The sequence below is a fragment of the Acidianus brierleyi genome (assembly GCF_003201835.2).
Lineage (GTDB): Archaea > Thermoproteota > Thermoprotei_A > Sulfolobales > Sulfolobaceae > Aramenus > Aramenus brierleyi.
The window spans coordinates 359,940-383,563 of the sequence record NZ_CP029289.2 but is presented as its reverse complement, the minus strand read 5'-3'; the positions used below and the strand labels follow the sequence as shown (position 1 = coordinate 383,563).

The window sequence follows — 23,624 nt, the reverse complement described above, 5'->3', positions numbered from 1 at the left end:
TCTATCCCTTTAGTTCATCAATAGGCGTATGTTCTCTCTTCTCAAAAATGATGACTGAAGATATAACAACCAACGCTAAAACATCAAGAAATACACTAGCTTCTATAAGCAAAGGTATTGGAATTAAGAATATTCCAAACATTACTAAAGCATTTTCCTCTTCTATATAACCTAATATTTGAGCAGGAGTGGAATTCCTTGATGCTATTAGATATAAACCTTGGAAAAATAAAGAGAGTGGGAATATTAACTCATATACTCCGTATGTAGTAGAAATAAGTATTTTAGATATTACAAATTCATAAATTATTAGGACAGCAGTAAAGAAAAATGCTAGATCTACTACTAATAATGACGTAACTCCCTTTATTTTTTCTCTTTCACCATATTTTTTTCCTAATGCCTTTAATAGCACGTAAGGAGTTACTATACCTCGTAATAAAATTAAAATTATTGCTAAAACGAAATAATCATATATACCTGTGATAAATCCTAAGAAAGTAGATAAAACAGCTAATATAACTGATTGTATTCCGCTAGCTTCTATTAATGGTTTATAGTAAGCTTGGCCTTGCATGTAAAATGCTAATGCTATGATTGAAACAGATACTAGATCTATTATTTCAGTATTTATATTAAGCATTTTGTATCACCGAAAGCAAAAGCGACATGATTGAAAGAACAAATGCGACAGCCAAAAAATCTTGAACTTTAAACAACCTTAATTTCGCTAAGCTAGTATCTATTACTAAAGCTATGAATAGTAAAAATAACCATTTAATAAACATAATCCCTATATCTTCCATAGCTCCTAGAACACCTAATTGCATTCCCCATGGTAAAAGAAAGACGTTCAAAAGAACAGATCCTAGTAAGTATTGCTTCATATATCCTCCCCATTTTAATAAAGCAAGTGGCTTTCCGCTATATTCGTAAATAAGAGCGTCATCTATCATTCCTAACTCTGCTAATCCTGAGCTTTCGACTGGTAGCTTTCCTGTCTCGAATAACCATAACATAAAGAAAGCTACAGTTGCCAGTATATGATCTAAAGCTAAATAATATTGAGGTATCTGCGCAAATTCATGCTCAATATAAGGATTATTAGTACCAGTAATTAGCGCTACAGCAAAAAATACTGTTATAAGAGTCGATTCTCCAAGGAAACTAAACGAAGTAGCCCTAGCAGAGCCTAATGCCACAAAATTGCTACCAGACTCCATGGCTTCTATTATTTTAAGAAATCCGGCAAGTGAAAATAGTAATGCACCACCAAGGAAATCTACTGTAGGAGTTAATAGTATAGGCTCTGGATATACAACTGGGATAACTAAAGATATCACTATATAGGTAGAGAATACAACATAAGGGGTATAAATAAATATGGAAGACGCATTAGAAGAAACTGTTGTCTCTTTCTTCAATAATTTAAATATATCAAAATAAGGCTGAAATATACTTTGACCTTTTCTAGAGGCTACATTAGCTTTCCATTTATCAAGTATTCCTGAATATAATGGTGAAACTAAAATTACACCAATTACTTGAATTATAGTTTCTAGAAATACACTTATCATAATATCACCACTAAAATTGTAATTAGAATAAAAGCCAATATCATGTAAATAATATACCAGCTTATTGAACTGTTCATATAACTTCTAGCTAAAAGTCTAGAAAAAATTACATATTTCTTTGCAATATAATACATAACTTTCCAAAAAATATCTGTTGAAGTTTCTAGTGAATCTCTCTTTATTTCTGTTCTTAAAAGTTTAGAAAGCATAAGTCTAATATTATTAGCAAACGCAAAGGCTGTATATTCTTCTCTTGGCTTTATTCCGTTATTCCATGTGTTAGTTTTTCTTACTTTTGGTTTTCCAAATATGCCTAGAGTTAGCAAACTAAAAACTACTATTAGTATTAATACATAGAAAGGTGATATATCACCGAATATTTTTCCTGAAGAGTATTCAGAGATTATTATAAACCCATTTGGAATACCAAGCGATGGAACACCGTATATGAAATTTCTGAAAAGCAGATAACTAAGTGAACCTAGAATCAATATAACAAAACCTATTATAGAGAATATAGTAATTTTAGCAGATTTTCCAGTAATTCCCTTAAATACTTGAGTATAAGATATAAATTTTATCATAGCGGCCGATGCAAAACCTTCACCCATAGCTATTACTGACCCAGTAATTATAGAAATTGAAGATAAAGTAGAATGTAAAATATACGCCTCCATAAATAAACTTTCCAATAAGCTCCATGTAGCTACACCACCTATATTTGGCAACAAACCTGACATTGAAGAAGCAAGTAAAATTCCTCCTATCTCTCCTAGTTTATTCCTTATAATTTTCAATTTACTTAATGCTTCACCTTCTACGGTTCCAGATATCATAAAAAGACCCGTTTTAGCTATAGAATGAGCAAATGCAAAAGTCACAATTACATCTAATGCAAATTCTGCAATAGTTTTTGTAGGATATGTCATATAGACTCCTATAGCAGATAGTATAGCTCCGTTGTTTTCTATTGTACTAAATGCTAATAGACCTTTTACATGTTCCGAAATATATGCATATAATGCACCAAAAAATACAGAAAAACCACCTATTCCCATAAGAATGTAACCTAGGATAGGAATATCAGGAGAAAGAAGCATCATTTTAACTATTCCGTATGCAGCAACTAATGTCATGGTGGCACTTAATATAGCAGATGCGTTTGCAGGAGAATTACCGTGCGCTATCGGTAGCCATTCTGTAACTAGAAATGGAAATATACCCATCTTTATCATAAAACCAAATGTTACCACAATTAACGGAATATAAGTATCTAATGCTGTAAAATAAAAGGAATTACTTGTAGTATATGCATAAATAAATCCTGCGAAAATTAAAATTGTACTTAATTCACCAAATCCCATAAAAATGAACGCCGGAGAATCAAGCTTTCTATTTAAACCTATTATTGCATATGCTGGAATAGTCATTATTTCCCAACCGGCTAAAAATTCTATGTAAGTCCTAGCTGTTAGAGCTATTGTCATGCCTAGTATTGAAGTTATAAAAAGCGGAGAAAGCCATCTACCATAAGTATCATAAAATATGGAAAAAATTGAAGAAAATAGCCATACTAATCCGGATATTATAAAGAAATAGCCATATATATTTCCAATAGTTATTCCATAATATACAAATATTATAGAAGTAATAGCAGAAAGAGCATATCCTATTTTCTTTTTAAATATGGATAGAAATATGGACAAAATAAACAACAAGTAAATAAAATAAATCATTCTTTATCACCTTTAGCCTCAATTAACGCCTTAAGTATAGTATATGGATTTGGAGGACAGCCAGGAATTATAACGTCTGGTTCTATTTGCGAACCAGTACCCAGTATCCCTCCAGATATAGCGCAAACTCCTAAAGCTATAATGAGCTTAGGTTCTGGCATAGCCTCATAAGCATTTAATAAAGGCTCTTTCATTCCTTCTGTCATTACACCCATAATGATTAAAGCATCAGCATGTCTAGGTGTGTTAGTAAAAAATATTCCAAAACGCGTCATATCATATTGCGGAGAGGATATCAGCTTTAATTCTAGGTTGCATCCTCCACAAGTTCCAATATCTATAGGATAAACGTAAAAAGACCTTCTGAAAATATTGTTTTTCTTATTAACTTTAAAAATATCTATATTTCCTGTTGGAGAATACAAAGGATAGCATCTTCTACAATATATACATCTTTCAGAATTCCAACTTCCATTATCTATAGCTTTAGTAGGACAATTAACATTACCGCTACCATTTAATTCTGTTGACCATGGAGCTATATCAATAGGGTTTGTTTTTGGAAATTTCTCAGTTTTTATACCTTTTTTAAGACCTTTCAAAAACCAATTCATATAAATCTCACCCCAACTTCCGATATCCATATACCAAAACTTTCCCAATTAAATGGAAAATCTGTAAAAATATTCTTAACCATAGATTTAGAAAAAAGCTCTATATTTATTGAAGAAGGAGATAGCAAATCTATATTTACAACTTTACCATTGTTTACCTTAACAAAATATGCTAAATCACCAGACGGACTTTCGACTCTTCCAATTCCTTCTCCATCATTTACTTTAATTTTATATTCTTTAGATTTTACTTTTATTTGAGAGATTATTCTTAATGATTCAAATATTTCCTCACTTCTAACAATTAACCTGCCAAAAGCGTCTGCTGAATTATAAGTCGATATCTTAAAATCGAAGTCTTTATAAGGTAAAAATTCATCCTCTATTCTTGCGTCATAATAAAATCCTGCTGCTCTAGCTGCTGGACCAATGCTTCTTTCATCTTTGATTATCCCGTTACCCTGTAGTCTGTCTATAAATATCCTGTTTTCTATAATGTCTTCGTAAATCGTCTTAAATTCTCTTTCAATTCCAGTAAAATCTACTTTTGGATCATTAATATTTATTTTACGTAGAGAATTAACACCAAAGAAATATCTATGCCCAAATAATTTTCCTATTTTCCTATTAACATTTTCAATAAGATACTGCAATTGATATAGAGGAACCTGGAAACCTGCAGATTCTACTAACCTTTCTATTACAAATAGATTATTTCTAATTCTTTCCATTTCTATTTGTAATATTCTTAAATTTAACACATCAGAATCTATGTCAGATTCTGATATCTTATCTATTGCAGATAGAAATGATATAACATGAGAAGCAGAAAATGCAGCATTTATTCTCTCTATGTATAAAATAGCATCTTCTATGCTTTTATCCAGTATTCTTATTTCTCTTTTCTTATAATTTGGATTAACCTTAATATTCCGTATATATTCGCCAAAGGTGTTTATATCAATGCCTACTGACTCAAATAAGCCACCTGCTGAAGGACCGTAAGTAAAATTAAACGCACCGTATGGTGAATTTGCTATTTCTTCGTTTTCTATATGTGGACATGTACCTTCAAAATATGTATCAGAATAAAGGCAAAACTTTCCTAATTGCCCTATTAGTCTCCTCATTATAACCACCATATTAGAAATAATCCTATAGCCAAGGAAATCAATGACGAAATTAACGAAATAATACCCATTAAATTATCTTCCTTGAGGTTTTTGTCACCCTTAAATATCATTCTACTTATGTGCGAGTTTATCGAAATAAACGCTATTGCTATAAAAGGAATTAATAACGCAAATTCTGCAATAGAAAATTTCAATAACGCAGATAATATCAGAAACTCACCTACGAATGTACCAAATGGAGGAGTACCAGTGACTGCTAAAGATGATAAAAGCAATGAATAAGGAATAAATTTCAGTTTCCATAAACCATACTCATCTATTTTTTTACTTCCTACCATTCTAAATATTGATCCAGAAGAATAGAATGCGCCCGCTTTTCCAAAAGCATGAGCTACAAGGAGAATAATAGCGCCTATAATTGATCCCGTAACAAAACCTAACAAAGCTAGGTTCATATTCTCAATTGTAGAGTATGCAAATAATCTCTTGAAATTAGTTTGACTGGCCATACTTATTGACGCTATTATTATTGATACAATAGAGAAAGCAGAATAAAGCATAGGCAATGGAGATATTTGATAAACTATATACAAGACATATAACGCTACAGGCAATAGAACTCCTGAAAAAAGCGCGCTAACTGGTGCTGGCGATTCACTATGAGCGTCAGGAAGCCACGTATTTACAGGAAATACTCCAACTTTGGTTCCAAAGCCTAAAAGGGCTATTGCTGATGCTAACTGCAGAACAAGTGAATAGTGTGTTCCTAGGATTGAAGATACTTGAAGGCTATGTAATCCATAATATACTAATATTACGGAAATAAATGCAAATGTAACGCCTGCAGATACTATAATTATATATCTCCATCCTGCCTCTATTGCAGTTTCTGTACCTTCAGTTATTACCAAGATTACAGTAGATGCTGTAGTGGCCTCTATTCCTACCCACATTAGACCTAAGTTATTTATTATGAGTGTAAAGAACATTGACGACGCAAAAAAATTCAGTAAGGCAAAATATTCTCTTTCACTTATTTTAGTCTTCTCGCCCTTAAGGTAATTATGAGAGAATACAACAGAAAGAAGATAAATTGATGATACCATTATTATAAAGTACCATGTAATTCTAGTTATATAGAAATAAGAACTTATTATTGGTAAATTAATAAATAAAGTTAAAGATAATATTATTTCAAGTATTCCTGCTATTATACTCGAATATTTTATACCTCTAAAAAAGAATACATTAGCTATTATAGGAATTAAGACCAAGCTTATTGTTTCTAAATCTATGGGCTTCACCTATCTCACCTATTAGAGATAGGCGTCATCAGCCCTCATACTATATCGGGCGGTTTGGGATAACCCAGGGGGACGCCATCCCCCGCCTCATAAGCTCAGCATTCTATATGAGAATCTTCTGGCTTATAAGCTTTATTTATAAACAAGATTATTACGTTTTTATTATTAAAAAGAATATATAATATAATAATAAACAATACTAGTAAATTTTTATATTAATCTCCCTCTAATTTTGTGGCAAAAAATATAATATGATTATATAATATTAATTAAATATTTTATAGGAATAAAACACTGTTAATTAAAGATTTTTTAATCAGTTTTTACTATCTTTAAAGTATGAGCATTAATTTACCAGATATAGTTCAAATAAGCAAGTTAAACGAAAAAGAAAGAGAAAAAACAATGTCTAGTCTATTTTCAGAACTCCTAAAAATGCCGGATAAACAAAAACTCGAGATATTAAAAAACTTATTGAAAGAAATGGGAGATAGAGCATCTGATGAGGAATATATTAATCTGTGCAAAACTAATATAAAAGTAGCATCAAGCCTACCAGAAGATACATTATCAGCATTTTTAAAGCTAAGAATGCAAGCAGTATCAGAGTTACCTAAAAATTATCAGGATAGAGATCAAAAATTGATGATGAATGCATTAAATACATTTAGTGATGATATTAAAAATAAGATTATGAATGCTATGAAGTGATACCATATTTATCCAGAATGAAAGTATATTCATTTTTTATTTCCTTAACATCTGCTTCTAATTGTTTTATCTCATCTTCAGTTAAAGGATATAGAGGCTCTCTAGGATATCCTACGTCATATCCTTGTAGTTCCTTCACTAGTATATAATGAGCAGACATTTGGCCATATTTTCTTGCTATATCAAGGAATTTATAGTATGTTTTTTGAACTTCAAAAGCATCGTTAATTTTACCTTCGGAAACAAGTTTCTTCTGCAACGACAGAAGTTCAGGCATATAATTTCCTCCAGCTGTTACTGTCCCGTCTAGATAAGTTAATGATTGTACAGTAAGATAATCACTACCGTTATAGACTTTTATATTAAGAAATCTTTTATATTGCAATGAATGAACAAAATTATCATTAGTATCTTTCAATCCTGCCAATCCGTCTATTTGTTTCATAAGCTCATAATTCATGTCAAAACCAGTAGCTGCAGGAAAATTATATACGTAAACTGGATGAGGAGATTTTTCTACTAATGTCTTAAAGTACCTAATAACCCACTTAGAAGGCAATTGAGGGTAGTAATACGGAGAATAAGATGCTACACCTATTATATCAAAATCTCTAGAGTATTGTAAAAGATTTAATGTATCGTCTAAATTAAGACCTCCTAATTGAAAAATTATTTTTCCAGTTACATCGTATGATATATTTAAAATTTCCTTCTTTTCTTCTGCAGATAATGATGGACCCATTCCTGTAGTTCCATTTATGAAGATTATGTCTATACCTTTTTCTATAAGATTTTCAAGATGCTCTTTTAGTCTATCCTTATCAATTCTATTATCTTTAGTGAAAGGAGTTACATTAGGAACTATAATTTCCATAAGTAAATTATGCTATCGTTTATTTAAATTACTTATGTTGTTCTGCATAATCGTTTAATCTTCTAATCATATTAAAGAATTAATGAAAGTACTTATAGTAAGATACGATGAAATAGGAATTAAAAAACCTGGAACAAGAAATAAAATGGAAAATACATTAATAAGTAATTTATTAGCCTCAGCTAAATTTTATAATTGCGGTAAAACAGAAGTAAAAAAACAGCAAGGAAGAATCTTTCTTTATGGAAATGTAGAGTGCCTAAGTAACTCTTCAATAAAAGTCTTTGGTGTAAAAAGCGTAAGTATTGCTGAAGAATTACATTTTGAGAATATTAATGATATAGCTCAAAAAGCGGTAGAAATTTGGGCAGATAAGGTCATTAGGAAAAAATTTGCAGTTATAGTGAGAAGAGTAGGAAAACATAATTTTTCCTCATATGACGTGGCCAGGCTTGTAGGAGAAGTACTATTAAAACATGATGGAAAAGTAGATTTAGATAATCCTGAAATAAAATTATATATTGAAATTAGAGATTATATAGCATATTTTTACGATAATATTATTGAAGGACCAGGAGGTTTACCATTAGGATCAGAAGGAATAGCAATTTCACTAATTTCTGGAGGAATTGATTCTCCAGTATCCTCGTGGATGATAATGAAAAGAGGTGTAGCTGTAGATTTCTTATACTGCAATTTAGGAAGCGAAATAACTAAAAATGCTGTTTTAAATGTAATTTACAAACTTGTTGAATGGAGTCAAGGATATACTCCAAAAATATTCGTTGCAGATTGTAGTGCAATAACAAAAACTATAATGACTCAAACGGATAAGAAAATATGGCCACTAGTATTCAAAAGAGCTTTATATAAAATAGCCGAAAAGATTAGCGAAAAGATGGGATATGAAGCTATAGTGACTGGAGAGTCATTAGGACAAGTATCAACTCAAACCTTACCTGCAATAAAAACACTAAATTATCAAATTTCTCTTCCAATGTTAAGACCATTAGTTGGCTTCGACAAGGACGAAATAACTAAAATAGCAAGAAAAATAGGTACATATGAGTATTCAGAAAAAGTACCAGAGTATTGCTCAATATTCTCTTTTCATCCTAAGATTAAGATAAGCTATAATGAGATTATAGAAATAGATAAGAAATTAGACAATGCAATACAGAGTGTTGTAAATTCTGTTGAAAAAGTCGATTTAAATACTAATAAATCTATTAATATAAACGATCTGATTATTGACAAAATACCAGAAAATTCCATAATTATTAACTTAACTAATAGTGCAGAATGTGCAAAAGGTATACAGTTAAGTCCTAAAAACGTAATAGAATTCATTTTTAAAACTGGAATAGATAAAAATTATATATTCTGTACAAATGGAGATAAATTTAATATAGATCTAGTTTCTTCCCTACGAAAAATGGGAATAAAAGCGTATATAATTAATTAAGATATTTTACCATATAAGGACCTTCCTTAACATATCCCTTGTTTCTATAATATTCTCTAACCCCTATTCCAGAAAGTACTGAAATCTTTTTAACATCAAATTCTTCTGCAGATATTTTCTCAGCCTCCTCAAGTAATGCTGAACCATAACCTTTATGTTGGAAACCTATTTCATCCCACATTCCTACTGGAACCTCTATTCCATAAACATGAAGTTCTCTAACTATAGTAGAACCCTTAATTTCCTCTCTATGAGGGTTATTAGGGTATCTTAGCCTAAGATATCCTATTAAAATTCCTTTATCGTCTTCAAATGATATGAAAATCTCAACTCCTCCACTTGCTTCATATTTTTCTTTTATTAACCTTGGCGTAGAAGGTATAACTCCCCTATGAAGCCATGCTAATCCTACTTCTCTATACCGTATATCATTATTCTTTATACCTTTCCTTTCAACTTCCTTTTCTACTAATTCTCTCAAATTTCCTTTCTTATTGCCTGCTAGAATAATATTAGCTGGAATATCTCTTTGAATTCTCATTACTCTTACCCATCTAGGCAGATATCTATATGCTTCTGATATTATGTCTACTAATGTTTCAGTATCATATGGAGTATATTTACCCCTTTTCCATAATTCAACTAAAGGAGCGCTTTCTACAACTAATGTAGGATATATTTTTAACATATCTGGCCTAAAGTCTGGGTTAGAAAAAATTTCTTTTAAAGTATTTAAGTCTTTATCTGGAGAAGAGCCTGGCAGTCCTAACATAATATGATATACTACTTTAAAACCAGAATCTTTCAATATTCTAGTTGATTCTATAGAATCCTTAACCGTATGTCCCCTATTATTGATCTTAAGTACATCATCATAAATTGTTTGTATCCCTAGCTCAACTTTAGTAGCTCCTAGCCTTAACATTTGATTAGCGTGCCATTCTTTTCCCCAATCTGGTTTAGTTTCTATAGTCATACCAACGCATCTTATATTAGACTTCTCGTTTCTATTTTGAGCATCCTCTAAGTATACAAAACCTTCTTTTTTTCTTCCAGGAAATCTGTTCATAGCTTCTAACGCATTAGTAACAAACCAATCTTGATAATCTATGGAAGTAGAAAGAAAAGTTCCTCCCATTATTATAAGTTCAATCTTACTAGGAACATGCCCATTTGATATATATTGACTTAACCTAGACTGAACTTGATAATAAGGATCGTAATTATTCTCTATCGCTCTCATTAGAGTAGGCTCTCTACCATAATAGCTCTGAGGAGTATCATATTCAACTCCTCCAGGGCAGAAAATACACTTACCATGAGGACACCTATGAGGATGAACCATTATAGAAACTATACTAACTCCAGACAGCATTCTTACCGGTTTTCTTATTAACATTATAACTAAAACTATGCTGAATCTAAGAAAAAAGACTTTTTAGAAAAAATCAGAACCTTTTCTTGGATTTTCTTTTGCCAAAACTAGCCTTATACTCATGGCCTACTTTATAGTCTGGGTAGCTAGGTATTACCTTTAGTGCTTTATATTCTCTAAGTCTAGCTAAAGCCTCCTTAGGATCGCTAACGCCCTTCAACATCTCAGCCAAACCCCTCTCACCTATGTAATTCAACCATGATACTATATGACCCTCCTTCAAATGATACTCCAAACAATCAATATCCTCTTTAGATAACCTATCCATTTCCTTCTCCAACTCATTAACGTCGTGGGCGACTCCAACTATCCTATCATATGATTTGAAGTAGAACGGCTCCATAAGTTTAAACTTCGACAAAAAATATTTTTAAGCATCTGGGCTTTATATTTTTTTAAGAAACAGTTTCTTTTTTATCTACAATTTCCTTTTTCTCTATAATTTCTATGCTTTTTCCTTTAGTTTCTGGTATAAAGATTAATGTAATTAGACTAGATATTAACGCTATAGATGCATATATTCCTACGACCGCACCTAAGCCAAAGCTTAATAGTAATGTAGGAAAAGCAGTTATATTTAATGCAGCCGCAAGCCTATCTATACTCACATTAATTGCTTGTCCTGTACCTCTTATTTTTGTTGGTATTAATTCAGGCGCAACCATTGCAGATCCTATAATTGATGCAGGTCCCATAGCTGAAAATAAATAGTTTAATAAATAGAAAGAAAACCCTAACTCTGCAGCAAAACCTATTAATTCTCCTTTAACTAGCGAGACCCCAAATAAAGTTGGATCTAATAAAAGCAAAGAGTACATAAATAACCAAAATGCAACTCCACTATAACCTACTACTATTAATGGTTTTCTTCCAATTTTATCTATTAGAGAAATGCAAATTAATTGTCCAGGTATTCCGGCTATAAACTGAGCTACATATGTAAACATTATGGGAGTTAGCCCTAAATTTTCGGCTATTGTTATAGGACCGTATATAGCAAAAGTTGAGGAATAAACATCGTATAATAACCATAATATTGAGGACATGGCAATAAGTAAAACAGAAGATCTTAGCCTTGATATAAAGGACGAAGTATCCTTATTGATAGATATCTTATTTTTTATTTCCTTCTCTATTCTATTAATTTCCTTATAATCTGGCTTTATTCTAGATAAGAAGAGAATTGTCTCATACATTCTCCTTCTAAGTAAAATAACTGAAAGAGCAGGAATAGCTCCGAAACCTAAGACAATTCTCCAGATAAGACTAGCCGGAAGAGCTAGCATTAACGTTACTTGCTCTACAAAAGCAGCTAAAACAGCACCTAATCCCCACATTACAGCGAACGTAATAACCATCATTTTACCTCTATTTCTTGCAGATGAATTTTCTGCTACTATAATTGGGGAAAGAACATAATCTGCTCCAATACCCATACCTAAAATTAACCTTGAAATAAATAGCTCAGCAAAGTTCCCTGAAAAAGCCTGCATTAAAGCTCCAATACCCATGAGAGTTACATCTATTCCATACATTCTTTTTCTTCCTATCCTATCTGCAACTACTCCAAAGAAGAGTGCAGAAATTGCTGCTCCATAGTAACTTCCAGCTACAAGTAATCCAAGAGTTAAATTCGTTAAATGTATGCTTAGTATAATAAAATATGAGCTTAGTGAAATCGAATATAAATTATATCCATCTGTAAAAACTCCCATTCCTGATATTATTACGTTCTTCCAACCGAAGGAGTCTCGCATTAAAATTAGTAACAACTCAGAGTTAATAAATCTGAGTTTTAACCCATTTTTTTATAATACCTGCAAGTTCTGAGTATTTATCCATTGGAGGAGAATGTTTCATTTCAATTAGATAAAGTTCACATTTACCGCCGTTTTCCTTTATTTTATTGCATAAGTTTATGCTATGTGTAGGAGATACAATATTATCATTTTTTCCATGAATTAAAAGGACATTATGTAACTTATCGGCATAGTTGATTGGAGAATATTTTTTTAAATCTTCTATAGATATTTTGGATAAATCAAGGTAATTTCTATATTGTATGCTATCTTGAGGAAAAGATGATAGATATTTCATTTGTTCTACTCTATCAGAAGGCGCAGAAACTGCAATGCAACATTTGCCTGTTAATGCACTAGACATTAGCGCTATTGTACCACCTCTAGAATGACCTGCTATACAGTCAAAGTCATACTTTAATGCTTTTTCTACACCTTCTTTTACCTCATAATCAAAATCTGGTACTATAATTTCTCCAAATTCTTCTAATGGTTTGGAAAGCCACTTAATCTTGTCTGGAGATGATCCTTTTCCATGTAAAACTAGAATTCTCATTAAAATCAAAAATGCTCAAGTGATATATAATCTTGTGGAAGAAAAAGAGCTTACAAAGGAAGCTTATGAACATATAGTACATAGAAGAAAACCTATAAACATTCATGTAACCGAGTTTCCAGCAGGAGATATAGGATGTGGATCAGGACAAAACTGTTCAGCCATAAAAGGTTATGTAATCTGTCTTGATATAGCGGAAAAACAACTTTTAGAATCAAGAAAAAAAGGGTGCGAAAATTTAGTTCAAGGAGATATGGAGTTTTTACCATTCAGAAACGAATCTTTCAGAACGTTAATTTATATAGCGTCTATTCATCATTTACGTTCTCCAGAAAATGCCATAATTGAAGGAAAAAGAGTTCTTAAAAATAATGGTATAATAATTATTACCGTATGGCTAGCCCAGTTTAGATATTTATTTAAAAGGCATATTTATAAAAAAACAGTAATTAATGGAAGTCCATATTATAGGTTTTATAGACTATTTTACCCTTGGGAATTACTTTATTTATGTAAAAAATATGGATTTGGTATAGAATTGTATAGAGTTTATAGAGTTAAATCATTATTTCCAAATAATTCTCTATGTATAGGAAGGAAAATTGACCATAAGATATAATAATTTACCTAACTGTTAATATTTATGGATCTAGATAATGAAATAAAAAACTGGATTCAGTCATTAGGATTATCAATATTTACTCCTCCTCAAGCTAAAGAATTTTTCCACATAAGTGTGACTCCACCACAAGGAGGACCAGTGGTAGATATTGTAAGACCGCTAGAGAATAGTAATTTCTATATTATAGCTATGGGAGTAGGAGTACATCCCACTCATCAAAACGCATTGAAAGAATTAAAAGATTCTGATAGAAAAAAATTCATTAATGAAATTAAATACGATATATTAAAAATGGGATTAGATGTAATATTTTTGCCTATGGGTCAGGAAGTGCCCCAAATTATTCAAATAACACGAGTTGTAATAGCAGAGAATCTAACTGCAAACGAATTCATGAATTCGTTTTATTTCGTAAGAAATGCAGGTATGCTAGTAATTTTTAAATTTACTGATACTTTTGGGAATATACCGCAAGGGCAAACCAGCACTAAATATCTGTAACCAGAACTATAACGATAAAAATTTTTAGTATGTAACTCAAAATAAATTAAATATGAATGTTTCAAAAGGTATATATGAGGGTTATAAAGTACTAAAGCAGATTACCGGGGAAGCTTACTTGTTTGTAAATGAAGACCAATACTTTCTTGTAGGAATAGAAAAAGCATCATGCAAAGATAAATCTAAAATTATTGATAAAGTATTAGACAAAGTATATAATTATGGAGATGAGTTTTTTATAAGCGTAATAATTACTGAAAAGGAAAATTTCGAAAAAATAAAAAAAGAGCTTGGAAAACAGATTATTCCTTGATATTCTAAAGTTTTGATTACATTCAAAAGTATTTGTTGCCCATGATTTAGTAGACTACGGCATTCCTTTAGGTCCTTCCCTTAAATATTTTTCAGGATCCTTTTCAAATGCCTTTTTACATCCATTGCTACAAAAATAGTATAGTTTACCTTTATACATAGTCTTATAAATTGAAGTTTCGTCGACTTCCATTCCACATACAGGATCTATCATAATTTAATGTTATATATTCGAGATAAAATATTATTGATTATTATCTATTCGTCAATTTACTCTAGACTTTTAATATCGTTATGTAACTTATAATCAATGTCTGAAGAAACAAACGAAATAAAACTATCTGACATAGAATTTAGAGTTCTTCAGATACTAAAGGAAGACGCTAGAATGCCTGCAGCTAAAATAGCAAAACAGCTAGGTTTAAGCAGAGTAACAGTTTCTAGAATAATAAATTCCTTAAGGAAAAAAGGAGTTAAGTTTACTATAGAGGCTAAAGATAAAGAATTAGTAGCATTTGTTGTAACTGATTCGTGTAAATCTACAGAATGCTATAAAACTATTTCCGGAGACTTCATTTCTCTAATTAGAAGCAATACTCTAAACGAAATAGAGAATGAACTTGAAAAGATAAAACCAAAAAATGTAATATTAGCCCGTTCCTTAGGAAAGAGATTTGTTAGAACTTCGTTATATTGTGATTATTGTGGAGGAAAAATTGAATCTGAACCTATTATTTACAAAAGAGGTAAAAAAATATACTATGCATGTTGTAATGCGTGTTTAAATGGTCTTAAAAAGAAGCTAACTAAATTGAAAGATTAAATGAGTAATTGTTATTATTTTTCCAAATATTTTTCAATATATTTATCTGCATCAATATTATTAGATAAATCAGAAGTATACATAAAACTAGGATAAAATATTTTAGACAATCACGAGATGTAATATATTAATGCATACTTTACTTAAGATAGGTATAATAATAGCCATAGTAGGACTCGTTTTAGTATTTGTATTATCACCTCTTTTAGCATATCAACAAGCTAATTATATTTCGTCGCAAATAATCAAAAATTCACATGAAGTAGCATTAAATCCTGGAGAGTCTACAAATATATATTTTAACGGAAAAAATAATAATAGCATGTTCGTATTAATATACAATACCTCTTCTTATCTACCTCTTAGAGTTAGCGGATTACCTTCCAATGTGTCTGAGTCTAATATAGAGAATCATACTTATATTTATTATATAAGACCGTTAGAAGGAACAATGCAAATAACTAATAATCAAACTACCTCTCAAAACTTGTATTATTCTTATGGATATATTAGCGCCCTCGATATTACTCTGATCGAATTGGCTAGTATTTTAGGCCTAGTGACAATATTTGTAGGCATAGCAGTAGGAGTTATAGGTTTTATTAGAGGTAGGAAGAAAACGTAATTAACCTTCCTCTATATATCTAAATATATAACTAGATATAAATAATAATGTACCAGCAATAATAAAATCTGTTATAAATCCATAATAATGCGAAATATATCCGGACAATAAAGAACCTATAAACATTGCTATTCCAACTAATGTACTATATACTCCTAATGTAGTACCTTGTCTTCTACCTCCAACTGCCTTAAAAATTAATGTATTCGATGCCGAGTAATACGTAGAAAATGCCAAACCTGCTGCTAATGGATAAAAAATTGCTCCTGCACCAAGGAGAAGACTAGGGAATAAAGTAACTATACCCAAAATTATGTAACTTCCTCCCCTTAAAAGTAAAGCTTTAGAGGCAGCTTCTCTTTCGTCGATTTTTTCTAATAATTTACCGGTAAAGTGGAAAGTAACTATTTGCGCTAACATACCTTCAGTTATTATACCTAATACTTCAGATTTAGACAAATTTCCTTGATAAAGGCTAACTGGATATACTGTATTAAATAAACCACTAGATATATAAAATATAAATATAGCTAGATAAAGCAAAGGAAGATAATTTATAGGTTTTCGTAATAATCTTGATAATTTAAACATCTTGAAACTATGAACTGAAGGAAAATGAAGAAAAATAAGCGGTATCATTTTTAATCTAGTTAAAAATGACTCCTTATGGTGTAGCATACTAGTCCTTTCTATTCCTATAATAGTCTTAGGTGTATAAAGAACTGAAGAACCTAAAGCCATTATTCCAAATATTGTTAAAAAAAGATAGACTTGAAATATCCTTATTATTGCAACTAATAATGTGGATAAAATAAGACCTATTAAAGAACCTATAGAAGATAACATTGAGAGTCTTGAAAAATTATATGCCCATTTACTTTTCTCACTAGTTTCCATAACTAGTAGATTCATTGGAGTACTATAAGCAACACTAAAGAAAGTAAATATTGAATAAGATAGAGTCAAAAGAGGTATAGAATACGTAAAGTACATTAATGATAAAAATAAGGTTGATAACGAAAATCCTAGAATTATTATGTTCCTTAAGTGATATCTATCTGCAATAATTCCCCAAAACATGGATGCTGGTATAAGAACTACATTTGCTGATGTTATAGCGTAAGCTACATCTATTGCGTTTCCTCCTAAATTAAGTATCTCTAAACTAACTAATGTTGATAATGGACCATTAACTATACCAAAAAATAAAGCTGAGAACATCCATCTAGTATCTCTATTTATCAAACTATATTCGGTTTAAGCCAAAAAACAAAGCTAATAAACTATTCTATTAATTTTTAAGAAAATCTATTTTTAAATTAACGTTAAGTAACGGTCCTCCGTATTTTCCTTTGTTTGACGGAATAATAGAGTTTATTGATATCCCTTCATCAGTTAATAATGAATTTTTAAACACAAAATATACTCCAGACGGTATTTTATTATCTTTTTTAAATCGTACCTTTAATTTTCCTGATGTAGAAGTTATATAACCATATCCTTCAAAACTAGAATTATATATAACCGCAGTTTTTGCCCCATATACTTCCTTAAATTGGCTATTAGTATAATTAGGATGGGCAGAATATACTATGAAATCTCCACTTGGCTTTATCAACTCATTAGGATGAGGAATGGTTACTTTAACATTATAAGTAATCTTAGGAGTTATTTTCGTTATTTTCTCCTTTTTTAATAAATCTACAGTAATACCAGTTTTTCTTAAAGAATAATCTACAGCATTCCAAGGAGACTCTTCAAGCAAACTATGTTGAATATTAAGTTCTTTTGATAATAAATTAATAAATTCTATTTCTGTGATTCCTTTTTTAGGTAAAATAGGTTCATTATAAACTAGATATTGATGCCAATAACTATACACTACGTCTTCTTTTTCCAAAAAAGTAGATGCTGGTATGACTATGTTAGCTATTTTTGCAGTTTCTGACCAAAAAGGATCATGAACTATTAAAATAACTTTACCTTCTCTCACTTTTTCGACTATCTTATTTCCTCCAGGCAGAGAGACTATAGGATTAGAATTCCATACAAATATTACTTGGAATTCATCTATTTTATCACCTATTTCAGCCATGCTTACTATTTTACTTGGCCTAGCTAAGTGAAGACCCCTAAGATAATCAAAATCTATTCCCCAGCCTTGACTATTAGAATAAAAAAATCCATGTTGAATTCCTAGCAAATATGGTATAAGAGAGATTGTACTTATAGCATTTCCTCCATTTAATGACCTTCCTAACGCAAAACCTATAATTGTTAAAGGTTTAGTTTCTGAATAAAAATTGGCTAATTCCTCAATTTTATCTTCTGAAATACCTGTTATTTGACTTATATCACTAACATTATATAAATCCAAGTTCTTAATATTTTCAATTTTCTTATTTTTTAATAAGAATTTAAGAATACCTATTGCTAAAAAGACATCTGATCCAGGTTTTATAATATAATATTTGTCACTTCTTCTTGCTGTTTCACTTAGTCTAACATCTATTGTGACTTTAAATTTATTCTTCAAAATTTTCCAACCATGAATAAAACTTATTGCAGACTCGCTTCCCCAAAATACTACCGTATTAAATTTGAGAAAATCCTCAGGCAATGCACCAAAACTTGTTCCATATATTTGTTTTATTGCCTCATGTCCCTCTAGACTACATATTGAATAGTCTGTAGTAGAAGCTCCTATAACATTCCATAATCTTGAAGGATAATACCAAGTTAAAAGACCTTGGTTACCATCATAATCTATGTGCAAAATTTTGCTTTTATCTTCTACTCCTTTAATCACTCTCGCTATTTGCTCAATTGCTGTATGTAAAGAAACTTCTTTGCCATCAATAATAGGGTACTCTATCCTATTAATAGAATTTCTTTTTATATCCATAATTCCTCTTGAGCAAGTAAAACCATTTATGGGAAAAATATTCAAAGGTTTATACTTATTGTCGAAAATACATGTATCATAACAGTCTCTCGTACACGCTATCATGCAATTATTTTATTTAACTAAATTATTAAGTTTGAGTATGAGTGGTATGAATAAAGCCGAACTTCTGTTCGAAGCTTATAAAGAAAGAAAAACTATTGAGCCTTTTCCTTTAACTCAAGAAGAAGCTAAAGATATAGGGAAAGAGTTTAGTAATATGTTAGTTTCTTACGAAGGATTTGGAGGATATAAAATAGCTAAAGGTGGAGTCATAGGCATATTGACCAAGAAAATGATAACTTTTGATAATGTTGAATTATGGTTCCCAACCCATAAACTAGAAGTGGAAATAATAGCACTTGTAAAAAATGGAAGATTGGAAAAAACTTTCTTAGGACTAGAGCTACCTGCTACGAGATTTAATACATGGGATCTGTCACAAGAGTATATAATAGCAGACGATGCTTTTGCAGGTAGACTCTATGTAGGAAAAGAGATTGAACCACCGTTTGGTATATTTAAATTATCTATAAACGATAAATTCACTGCAGAAGGAGGTCCTTCATATTCTATAAAAGATCTAATAAAATCTGATATGAATGGATATATTTCTTTAGGAGCCTTTATAGGTCCGTTAAAGATCAGTAAAGGAGATAAAATAAAGGTTGAAGGTAAAAAAACTATAAATGTTAAACTAATCTAACTTTCATATTCTACAGGATCCTTTAAGCCATTTATTTTAAACGCTGTTTTTCTCATATAACATGGACCGCATCTTCCACAATGTTTATTTCCACCTTCATAGCAACTCCACGTTAAATGAAGAGGGGCACCGATTTCGACACCAAGCTTAACAATCTCATGTTTTACTAGATTACCTACTGGCATAAGTATGTCAATTTTCTTATTTGGACCAGTTACATAAGGAGATAATTTATCAAATAACCTTATAAATTCCATTTCATTATCAGGATAAGCTCCAGATTCCTCTAAATTTATACCAGTAGCTACTGCATCATAACCTTCAGCTTCAGCTATGCCAAGAGCTATTGTCATGAAGATTGAATTCCTAGCAGGAACCCACTCATGAGCAAATTCTGCTCCTTCTTCTCCCATTCTATCCTTAATTATTTCGCCACCATTTTTTAAAAGGGACGTATGACCTATAATCTTAAATATATTAGTATCCATTTCAATCAATTTTACATTAAGGTATTCGGAAATTTTTCTTACTGCTTCTCTTTCCTTTTCCTCAGCTTTGTGATTATAGTTAAAATGTATAAGAGTTACATCATATCCATCTCTTATCAATTTTGTAGCAGCTACAGTTGAATCTAGACCTCCACTAGCTATTACTAACGCTCTTTTACTTAACTTTGAAATTAAAGGTATTTGATTAATCTTCATATCTTTTGTTATCTCTACTATACTGTATGGATCTAACTTTTTTACATTAACTGGATCAAAAGGCTTTACGTCAAAATAATCATCTAATGACGAGAAAAATGCTGCTTTTAATGAAAAATCATAAGCCATATAGATTGGCTTAAAATTCTGTACTGCAAATATTCTATCGGGTCTTTTTTTGTCTCCTAATATAAAAGCAAAACTTCCCTTAATTTCGGAAAGAGATTTTCTTAAACTTTCAAGACTACCATCCCATAATTTATCTAAAAATGGAGGAATAATAGCAGAGTCAATTTTAGTTTGTCTATGTATACCATATTTCCTTTCTATTTCATTATCATTAGCTATTATCCCGTTATGAGAAACAACATATCTCCCTCCTTCAAAAGGCTGGATATCTTTTTCAGATTTCTTATTAATGTATTCAGTAGTAGGTTCGGCTCTATTATTAGCTATTACAACGTTAGTGTTCTCATTAAATATTCCATATAGTTTCTCTTCATAATCTGAAGGCTTTCCTAAGGATCTAATTGATCTCACATTTCCATCTTTTTCTATAGCTACTATTCCAAAACTATCTCTACCTCTATCCTCAGCCTTTTTCATTATTTGAGCAAATTTCTTCTCTATTTTATCAAAATTAGAATTATCAAAAATAATTACTCCACTTACGCTACACAATTTTATCTTTTAAAGCGTAAAAAGTGAGGTTTTAACGTTATCTTCTATATACTAAAGTTAATTTAATGTATCCATTAGGTAAATCTTCTCCATCTATTATTGAATAACCGTATTTTTTGCTAATATAAGGAGATTCTTCCAATAATCTTTCTGGTATTACTATCTCAAGTTTTTGCGTTCTCAATTTTTCTTGAGCTTCAAGGAATGTACTTAAATCACCTTCATTATCCAATATCTCAGACATAGTTATTTTCTTCTAATACCATCTTAATAAATATATGGATATTTTGGAGAACGTCAAGGAAAGATTAAATTTGTTTAACGCTGAAATCACTCATATTTATACTGAAACAGCCTTTGAACCAGATCTGGGATCTACTGTAGATAATCTAAATATAAATGAGAAAATTAAAAAATCGTTAAAAAATATAGGAATTGAAAAAGTATATAAATACCAAGAAGAAGCTATAAATAAAATTCTAGACAGAAGAAATATATTAATAATTTCTGGTACTGGAACTGGAAAAACAGAAGCATTTCTAATACCAATATTAAACTTTGCAATAAATGGCGAAAAAAGTATATTAATTTATCCTACAAAGGCATTAGCTAGAGATCAACTAAATAGAATTTGTAAACTTATAAAAAATTTGCCAATAAGGGTAGGGGTTATCGATGGAGACACGCCTAGAATAGAAAGAAATAGAATATATGAAGATCCCCCAGAGATTCTGATAACTAATCCAGACATGTTGCATTTTGGTTTAGCTATGAGCAGAAGATTTAGTGAAACTATACGACAAGCTGATCATTTTGTATTTGATGAAATTCATGTTTATGAAGGTGTATTAGGCTCACATTTAAGAATGATAATAGATAGACTAAGAGATATCAATAATAAAATTCATATTATATCTTCTAGCGCTACTATAGGCGCCTCGCCTTATATGTTTGAGGCTATGTTTGGAGAACAAGGAGAAATAATATATGGTAGTAGTAGAAGAAAAGGAATGGCATTTCACGTCTTAATAAACTCTAATGGTGTAAGTAGGTGGACTCTCTCAGCTTATTTAGCTGCTATCCTCATTAAACTAGGCTTAAAGATACTTATTTTTACTGACTCTCAACAGATGGCTGAGGTTACTGCTAAAATAGCTCAAAGATTTGGCGCAGATCTAGAAGTTCATAGAGCTGGTATTTTACCAGAAGAGAGATTAAAAGTTGAGCAAGGCCTTAGACAAGGTAAAATAAATGGAGTAGTTGCTACGCCTACTCTCGAATTAGGTATTGACATAGGCAATATAGACGCTGTAATAATGGCAGAAAATCCACCAAGTTATCCAAAGTATTTACAAAGGGCAGGAAGAGCAGGAAGAAGAAATGTAGCAGGGTACGTGTTTACAATATTAAGTGATGATCCCATAGATTCATATTTCTTAAGAAAACCGAAAGAGTTCTTTGCAAGAAAACTAACTCCTATACCGTTTGATACATCAAACATTGAGGTAGTTAAAGTTCATACAGCAGCATACATTCTTGAGAAATATATGGTAAAAATTAAAGAATTACCTAATCTATGGCAAAAAGCTTGTAAAGAACTTGAAAAGAATAACGTCATAAGGATTGTAAATGGGATAGCTTACGCTACTAAAGAAACAAGAAAATTTGTTTTAGAATCTTCACTAAGAAGCTCAGGTCCTATAGTAAAGATTTATAATGATGATAAAAAAATAGGTGAGAGAGAATTACCTATAGCATTATACGATTTATATCCTAACGCAGTTTATATTGCATCTAAGAGAAATTATATAGTAGATAATCTTGATCTCAAAAAAATGATTGCTACTGTTAAGAAAACTAGTGATAATCTACCTTATTATACCAAGCCATTATACTCAGTAGACTTAAAAGAATTTAATGAAATAGAAAATAGAAACGTATTTGGACTCCCAGTTAAATATGGAGAAGTAATGGTAAAAGTGTCAGTAGAAGGATATACAGTACATGATTTTTATTCAAAAAAAGATAAGAGTTCTGCTGAATTTAAATTTGAAAATCCAATATCTTATTCATATAGAACAAAAGGTCTTATAATAAAACATCCCATATTAGATGAATTCACATTAATGGATGGAATGGAAGCGTATCATGCTACTGAACATGTACTTATTTCAGCAGGAAGAGTTGTAGCTGGAGCTTCGCTCACTGATTTATCTGGTATAAGTTATCCTAGTGGGCACGTAGTAATTTATGATTCAATAGTTGGTGGAAGCGGTGTCTCTAAATTACTTTATGATAGATTAGAGGACGCATATGAGGTAGCCCTAGATATTGTAGGAAAATGTGATTGTGAAGATGGTTGCCCAAAATGCATTTATGATCCTTATTGTGGGAATAATAATAAGGTTCTTTCTAGAAGAAAATCCTTAAGACTGATATCTGAAGTAATGAAAGGTACAAGGAGCAAAGACGAAGAATTTTGGGGAGAGAGTATAAGATAAG

General features: G+C 30.9%; 25 protein-coding genes and 1 riboswitch. Of the genes, 9 read left to right on the top strand and 16 right to left on the bottom strand.

The annotated features are described in order from the left end of the window. Position 1 precedes the first annotated feature (1 nt). From DFR85_RS17875 to DFR85_RS17850, 6 genes are read right to left on the bottom strand one after another with little or no spacing between them, the layout of a single operon-like run. Positions 2-643, bottom strand: a complete 642-nt coding sequence (locus DFR85_RS17875) for a hydrogenase (RefSeq protein WP_110269459.1) — start codon at positions 641-643, stop codon at positions 2-4. Continuing rightward, on the bottom strand, positions 636-1,577 hold the full coding sequence (locus DFR85_RS17870) for a respiratory chain complex I subunit 1 family protein (RefSeq protein ID WP_110269458.1): 942 nt from the start codon (positions 1,575-1,577) through the stop codon (positions 636-638). The genes DFR85_RS17875 and DFR85_RS17870 overlap by 8 nt, the downstream gene beginning before the upstream one ends. Beyond that, positions 1,574-3,313 carry a proton-conducting transporter transmembrane domain-containing protein gene (locus DFR85_RS17865; protein WP_110269457.1) on the bottom strand — a complete coding sequence of 580 codons (1,740 nt, stop codon included), beginning with the start codon at positions 3,311-3,313 and terminating at the stop codon, positions 1,574-1,576. Before DFR85_RS17865 ends, DFR85_RS17870 begins: the two co-directional genes overlap by 4 nt. Then, positions 3,310-3,927, bottom strand: coding sequence for an NADH-quinone oxidoreductase subunit B family protein (locus tag DFR85_RS17860; protein WP_110271760.1), 618 nt, complete (start codon positions 3,925-3,927; stop codon positions 3,310-3,312). The genes DFR85_RS17865 and DFR85_RS17860 overlap by 4 nt, the downstream gene beginning before the upstream one ends. Beyond that, complete coding sequence (locus DFR85_RS17855) at positions 3,924-5,057, bottom strand: NADH-quinone oxidoreductase subunit D-related protein (protein ID WP_110271759.1); 1,134 nt, start codon at positions 5,055-5,057, stop codon at positions 3,924-3,926. Before DFR85_RS17855 ends, DFR85_RS17860 begins: the two co-directional genes overlap by 4 nt. After that, positions 5,057-6,355 carry a proton-conducting transporter transmembrane domain-containing protein gene (locus tag DFR85_RS17850; RefSeq protein ID WP_110271758.1) on the bottom strand — a complete coding sequence of 433 codons (1,299 nt, stop codon included), beginning with the start codon at positions 6,353-6,355 and terminating at the stop codon, positions 5,057-5,059. Before DFR85_RS17850 ends, DFR85_RS17855 begins: the two co-directional genes overlap by 1 nt. A gap of 21 nt (positions 6,356-6,376) precedes the next feature. Next, a riboswitch (Fluoride riboswitch) is annotated at positions 6,377-6,456 on the bottom strand. A 247-nt stretch (positions 6,457-6,703) separates the two neighbouring features. Here DFR85_RS17850 and DFR85_RS17845 point away from each other — a divergent pair. Further along, positions 6,704-7,075 (top strand): dehydrogenase, encoded by a 372-nt coding sequence (locus DFR85_RS17845; RefSeq protein WP_110269456.1) that lies wholly within the window; start codon positions 6,704-6,706, stop codon positions 7,073-7,075. Here the strand turns inward: DFR85_RS17845 and DFR85_RS17840 are convergent. After that, positions 7,065-7,949, bottom strand: coding sequence for a bifunctional 2-dehydro-3-deoxy-phosphogluconate/2-dehydro-3-deoxy-6-phosphogalactonate aldolase (locus DFR85_RS17840; protein WP_110269455.1), 885 nt, complete (start codon positions 7,947-7,949; stop codon positions 7,065-7,067). The two genes, DFR85_RS17845 and DFR85_RS17840, sit on opposite strands and share 11 nt — an antisense overlap. An 82-nt stretch (positions 7,950-8,031) precedes the next feature. On the opposite strand from DFR85_RS17840, the gene thiI reads away from it, so the two are divergent. Continuing rightward, positions 8,032-9,414: a tRNA uracil 4-sulfurtransferase ThiI gene (thiI, locus tag DFR85_RS17835; protein ID WP_110269454.1), complete on the top strand. Its 1,383-nt coding sequence runs from the start codon at positions 8,032-8,034 to the stop codon at positions 9,412-9,414. On the opposite strand, the gene DFR85_RS17830 is transcribed toward thiI, so the two are convergent. Genes DFR85_RS17830 through DFR85_RS17815 form a run of 4 tightly spaced genes read right to left on the bottom strand, consistent with a single transcriptional unit; the run spans position 9,407 to position 13,204 of the window. Further along, positions 9,407-10,816, bottom strand: a complete 1,410-nt coding sequence (locus DFR85_RS17830) for a tRNA uridine(34) 5-carboxymethylaminomethyl modification radical SAM/GNAT enzyme Elp3 (protein WP_110269453.1) — start codon at positions 10,814-10,816, stop codon at positions 9,407-9,409. The genes thiI and DFR85_RS17830 overlap by 8 nt on opposite strands. A 46-nt stretch (positions 10,817-10,862) precedes the next feature. After that, positions 10,863-11,192 (bottom strand): hypothetical protein, encoded by a 330-nt coding sequence (locus DFR85_RS17825; RefSeq protein WP_246253058.1) that lies wholly within the window; start codon positions 11,190-11,192, stop codon positions 10,863-10,865. Positions 11,193-11,244: 52 nt separating this feature from the next. Continuing rightward, positions 11,245-12,606, bottom strand: a complete 1,362-nt coding sequence (locus DFR85_RS17820) for an MFS transporter (protein ID WP_110269452.1) — start codon at positions 12,604-12,606, stop codon at positions 11,245-11,247. A 22-nt stretch (positions 12,607-12,628) separates the two neighbouring features. Further along, positions 12,629-13,204 (bottom strand): alpha/beta hydrolase family protein, encoded by a 576-nt coding sequence (locus DFR85_RS17815; protein WP_110269451.1) that lies wholly within the window; start codon positions 13,202-13,204, stop codon positions 12,629-12,631. A 73-nt stretch (positions 13,205-13,277) separates the two neighbouring features. Between DFR85_RS17815 and DFR85_RS17810 the strand changes: the two genes are divergently transcribed. From DFR85_RS17810 to DFR85_RS17800, 3 genes are read left to right on the top strand one after another with little or no spacing between them, the layout of a single operon-like run. After that, a complete protein-coding gene (locus DFR85_RS17810) occupies positions 13,278-13,823 on the top strand; it encodes a class I SAM-dependent methyltransferase (RefSeq protein WP_246253057.1) in 546 nt (181 codons plus the stop codon). Positions 13,824-13,847: 24 nt separating this feature from the next. Continuing rightward, positions 13,848-14,327, top strand: coding sequence for a DUF2299 domain-containing protein (locus DFR85_RS17805; RefSeq protein WP_110269450.1), 480 nt, complete (start codon positions 13,848-13,850; stop codon positions 14,325-14,327). Between the two features lie 52 nt (positions 14,328-14,379). Then, positions 14,380-14,640, top strand: a complete 261-nt coding sequence (locus DFR85_RS17800; protein WP_110269449.1) for a hypothetical protein — start codon at positions 14,380-14,382, stop codon at positions 14,638-14,640. Positions 14,641-14,694: 54 nt separating this feature from the next. Here the strand turns inward: DFR85_RS17800 and DFR85_RS17795 are convergent, their stop codons facing one another. Beyond that, positions 14,695-14,856 (bottom strand): YHS domain-containing protein, encoded by a 162-nt coding sequence (locus tag DFR85_RS17795; RefSeq protein WP_210433950.1) that lies wholly within the window; start codon positions 14,854-14,856, stop codon positions 14,695-14,697. 93 nt (positions 14,857-14,949) lie between these two features. Between DFR85_RS17795 and DFR85_RS17790 the strand changes: the two genes are divergently transcribed. Together DFR85_RS17790 and DFR85_RS17785 are read left to right on the top strand one after the other, a co-directional pair. Beyond that, entirely contained in the window at positions 14,950-15,462 is a 513-nt protein-coding gene (locus tag DFR85_RS17790; RefSeq protein WP_110269447.1) for a TRASH domain-containing protein, read from the top strand. A 130-nt stretch (positions 15,463-15,592) separates the two neighbouring features. After that, complete coding sequence (locus tag DFR85_RS17785) at positions 15,593-16,087, top strand: hypothetical protein (protein ID WP_110269446.1); 495 nt, start codon at positions 15,593-15,595, stop codon at positions 16,085-16,087. Here DFR85_RS17785 and DFR85_RS17780 read toward each other — a convergent pair whose 3' ends face one another. Beyond that, positions 16,088-17,308, bottom strand: coding sequence for an MFS transporter (locus DFR85_RS17780; RefSeq protein ID WP_110271755.1), 1,221 nt, complete (start codon positions 17,306-17,308; stop codon positions 16,088-16,090). A 70-nt stretch (positions 17,309-17,378) separates the two neighbouring features. Continuing rightward, complete coding sequence (locus DFR85_RS17775) at positions 17,379-19,097, bottom strand: molybdopterin-dependent oxidoreductase (RefSeq protein ID WP_110269445.1); 1,719 nt, start codon at positions 19,095-19,097, stop codon at positions 17,379-17,381. Positions 19,098-19,143: 46 nt separating this feature from the next. Here DFR85_RS17775 and DFR85_RS17770 point away from each other — a divergent pair, with 46 nt between their 5' ends. Beyond that, positions 19,144-19,737 carry a 2-keto-4-pentenoate hydratase gene (locus DFR85_RS17770; protein WP_110271754.1) on the top strand — a complete coding sequence of 198 codons (594 nt, stop codon included), beginning with the start codon at positions 19,144-19,146 and terminating at the stop codon, positions 19,735-19,737. Here DFR85_RS17770 and queC read toward each other — a convergent pair. Together queC and DFR85_RS17760 are read right to left on the bottom strand one after the other, a co-directional pair. Further along, positions 19,734-21,122, bottom strand: a complete 1,389-nt coding sequence (gene queC / locus DFR85_RS17765) for a 7-cyano-7-deazaguanine synthase QueC (protein ID WP_110269444.1) — start codon at positions 21,120-21,122, stop codon at positions 19,734-19,736. The genes DFR85_RS17770 and queC overlap by 4 nt on opposite strands. A gap of 37 nt (positions 21,123-21,159) precedes the next feature. Further along, positions 21,160-21,366 (bottom strand): hypothetical protein, encoded by a 207-nt coding sequence (locus DFR85_RS17760; protein ID WP_110269443.1) that lies wholly within the window; start codon positions 21,364-21,366, stop codon positions 21,160-21,162. Positions 21,367-21,400: 34 nt separating this feature from the next. Here DFR85_RS17760 and DFR85_RS17755 point away from each other — a divergent pair, with 34 nt between their 5' ends. Continuing rightward, positions 21,401-23,623 carry a DEAD/DEAH box helicase gene (locus tag DFR85_RS17755; protein WP_110269442.1) on the top strand — a complete coding sequence of 741 codons (2,223 nt, stop codon included), beginning with the start codon at positions 21,401-21,403 and terminating at the stop codon, positions 23,621-23,623. Position 23,624 lies beyond the last annotated feature (1 nt).

Coding starts and splice junctions, on each gene's coding strand:
- DFR85_RS17875 (WP_110269459.1), bottom strand. CDS start 643: ATGCTTAATATAAATACTGAAATAATAGATCTAGTATCTGTTTCAATC.
- DFR85_RS17870 (WP_110269458.1), bottom strand. CDS start 1,577: ATGATAAGTGTATTTCTAGAAACTATAATTCAAGTAATTGGTGTAATT.
- DFR85_RS17865 (WP_110269457.1), bottom strand. CDS start 3,313: ATGATTTATTTTATTTACTTGTTGTTTATTTTGTCCATATTTCTATCC.
- DFR85_RS17860 (WP_110271760.1), bottom strand. CDS start 3,927: ATGAATTGGTTTTTGAAAGGTCTTAAAAAAGGTATAAAAACTGAGAAA.
- DFR85_RS17855 (WP_110271759.1), bottom strand. CDS start 5,057: ATGAGGAGACTAATAGGGCAATTAGGAAAGTTTTGCCTTTATTCTGAT.
- DFR85_RS17845 (WP_110269456.1), top strand. CDS start 6,704: ATGAGCATTAATTTACCAGATATAGTTCAAATAAGCAAGTTAAACGAA.
- DFR85_RS17840 (WP_110269455.1), bottom strand. CDS start 7,949: ATGGAAATTATAGTTCCTAATGTAACTCCTTTCACTAAAGATAATAGA.
- thiI (WP_110269454.1), top strand. CDS start 8,032: ATGAAAGTACTTATAGTAAGATACGATGAAATAGGAATTAAAAAACCT.
- DFR85_RS17825 (WP_246253058.1), bottom strand. CDS start 11,192: ATGGAGCCGTTCTACTTCAAATCATATGATAGGATAGTTGGAGTCGCC.
- DFR85_RS17820 (WP_110269452.1), bottom strand. CDS start 12,606: ATGCGAGACTCCTTCGGTTGGAAGAACGTAATAATATCAGGAATGGGA.
- DFR85_RS17815 (WP_110269451.1), bottom strand. CDS start 13,204: ATGAGAATTCTAGTTTTACATGGAAAAGGATCATCTCCAGACAAGATT.
- DFR85_RS17805 (WP_110269450.1), top strand. CDS start 13,848: ATGGATCTAGATAATGAAATAAAAAACTGGATTCAGTCATTAGGATTA.
- DFR85_RS17800 (WP_110269449.1), top strand. CDS start 14,380: ATGAATGTTTCAAAAGGTATATATGAGGGTTATAAAGTACTAAAGCAG.
- DFR85_RS17790 (WP_110269447.1), top strand. CDS start 14,950: ATGTCTGAAGAAACAAACGAAATAAAACTATCTGACATAGAATTTAGA.
- DFR85_RS17785 (WP_110269446.1), top strand. CDS start 15,593: ATGCATACTTTACTTAAGATAGGTATAATAATAGCCATAGTAGGACTC.
- DFR85_RS17780 (WP_110271755.1), bottom strand. CDS start 17,308: ATGTTCTCAGCTTTATTTTTTGGTATAGTTAATGGTCCATTATCAACA.
- DFR85_RS17775 (WP_110269445.1), bottom strand. CDS start 19,097: ATGATAGCGTGTACGAGAGACTGTTATGATACATGTATTTTCGACAAT.
- DFR85_RS17770 (WP_110271754.1), top strand. CDS start 19,144: ATGAATAAAGCCGAACTTCTGTTCGAAGCTTATAAAGAAAGAAAAACT.
- DFR85_RS17760 (WP_110269443.1), bottom strand. CDS start 21,366: ATGTCTGAGATATTGGATAATGAAGGTGATTTAAGTACATTCCTTGAA.
- DFR85_RS17755 (WP_110269442.1), top strand. CDS start 21,401: ATGGATATTTTGGAGAACGTCAAGGAAAGATTAAATTTGTTTAACGCT.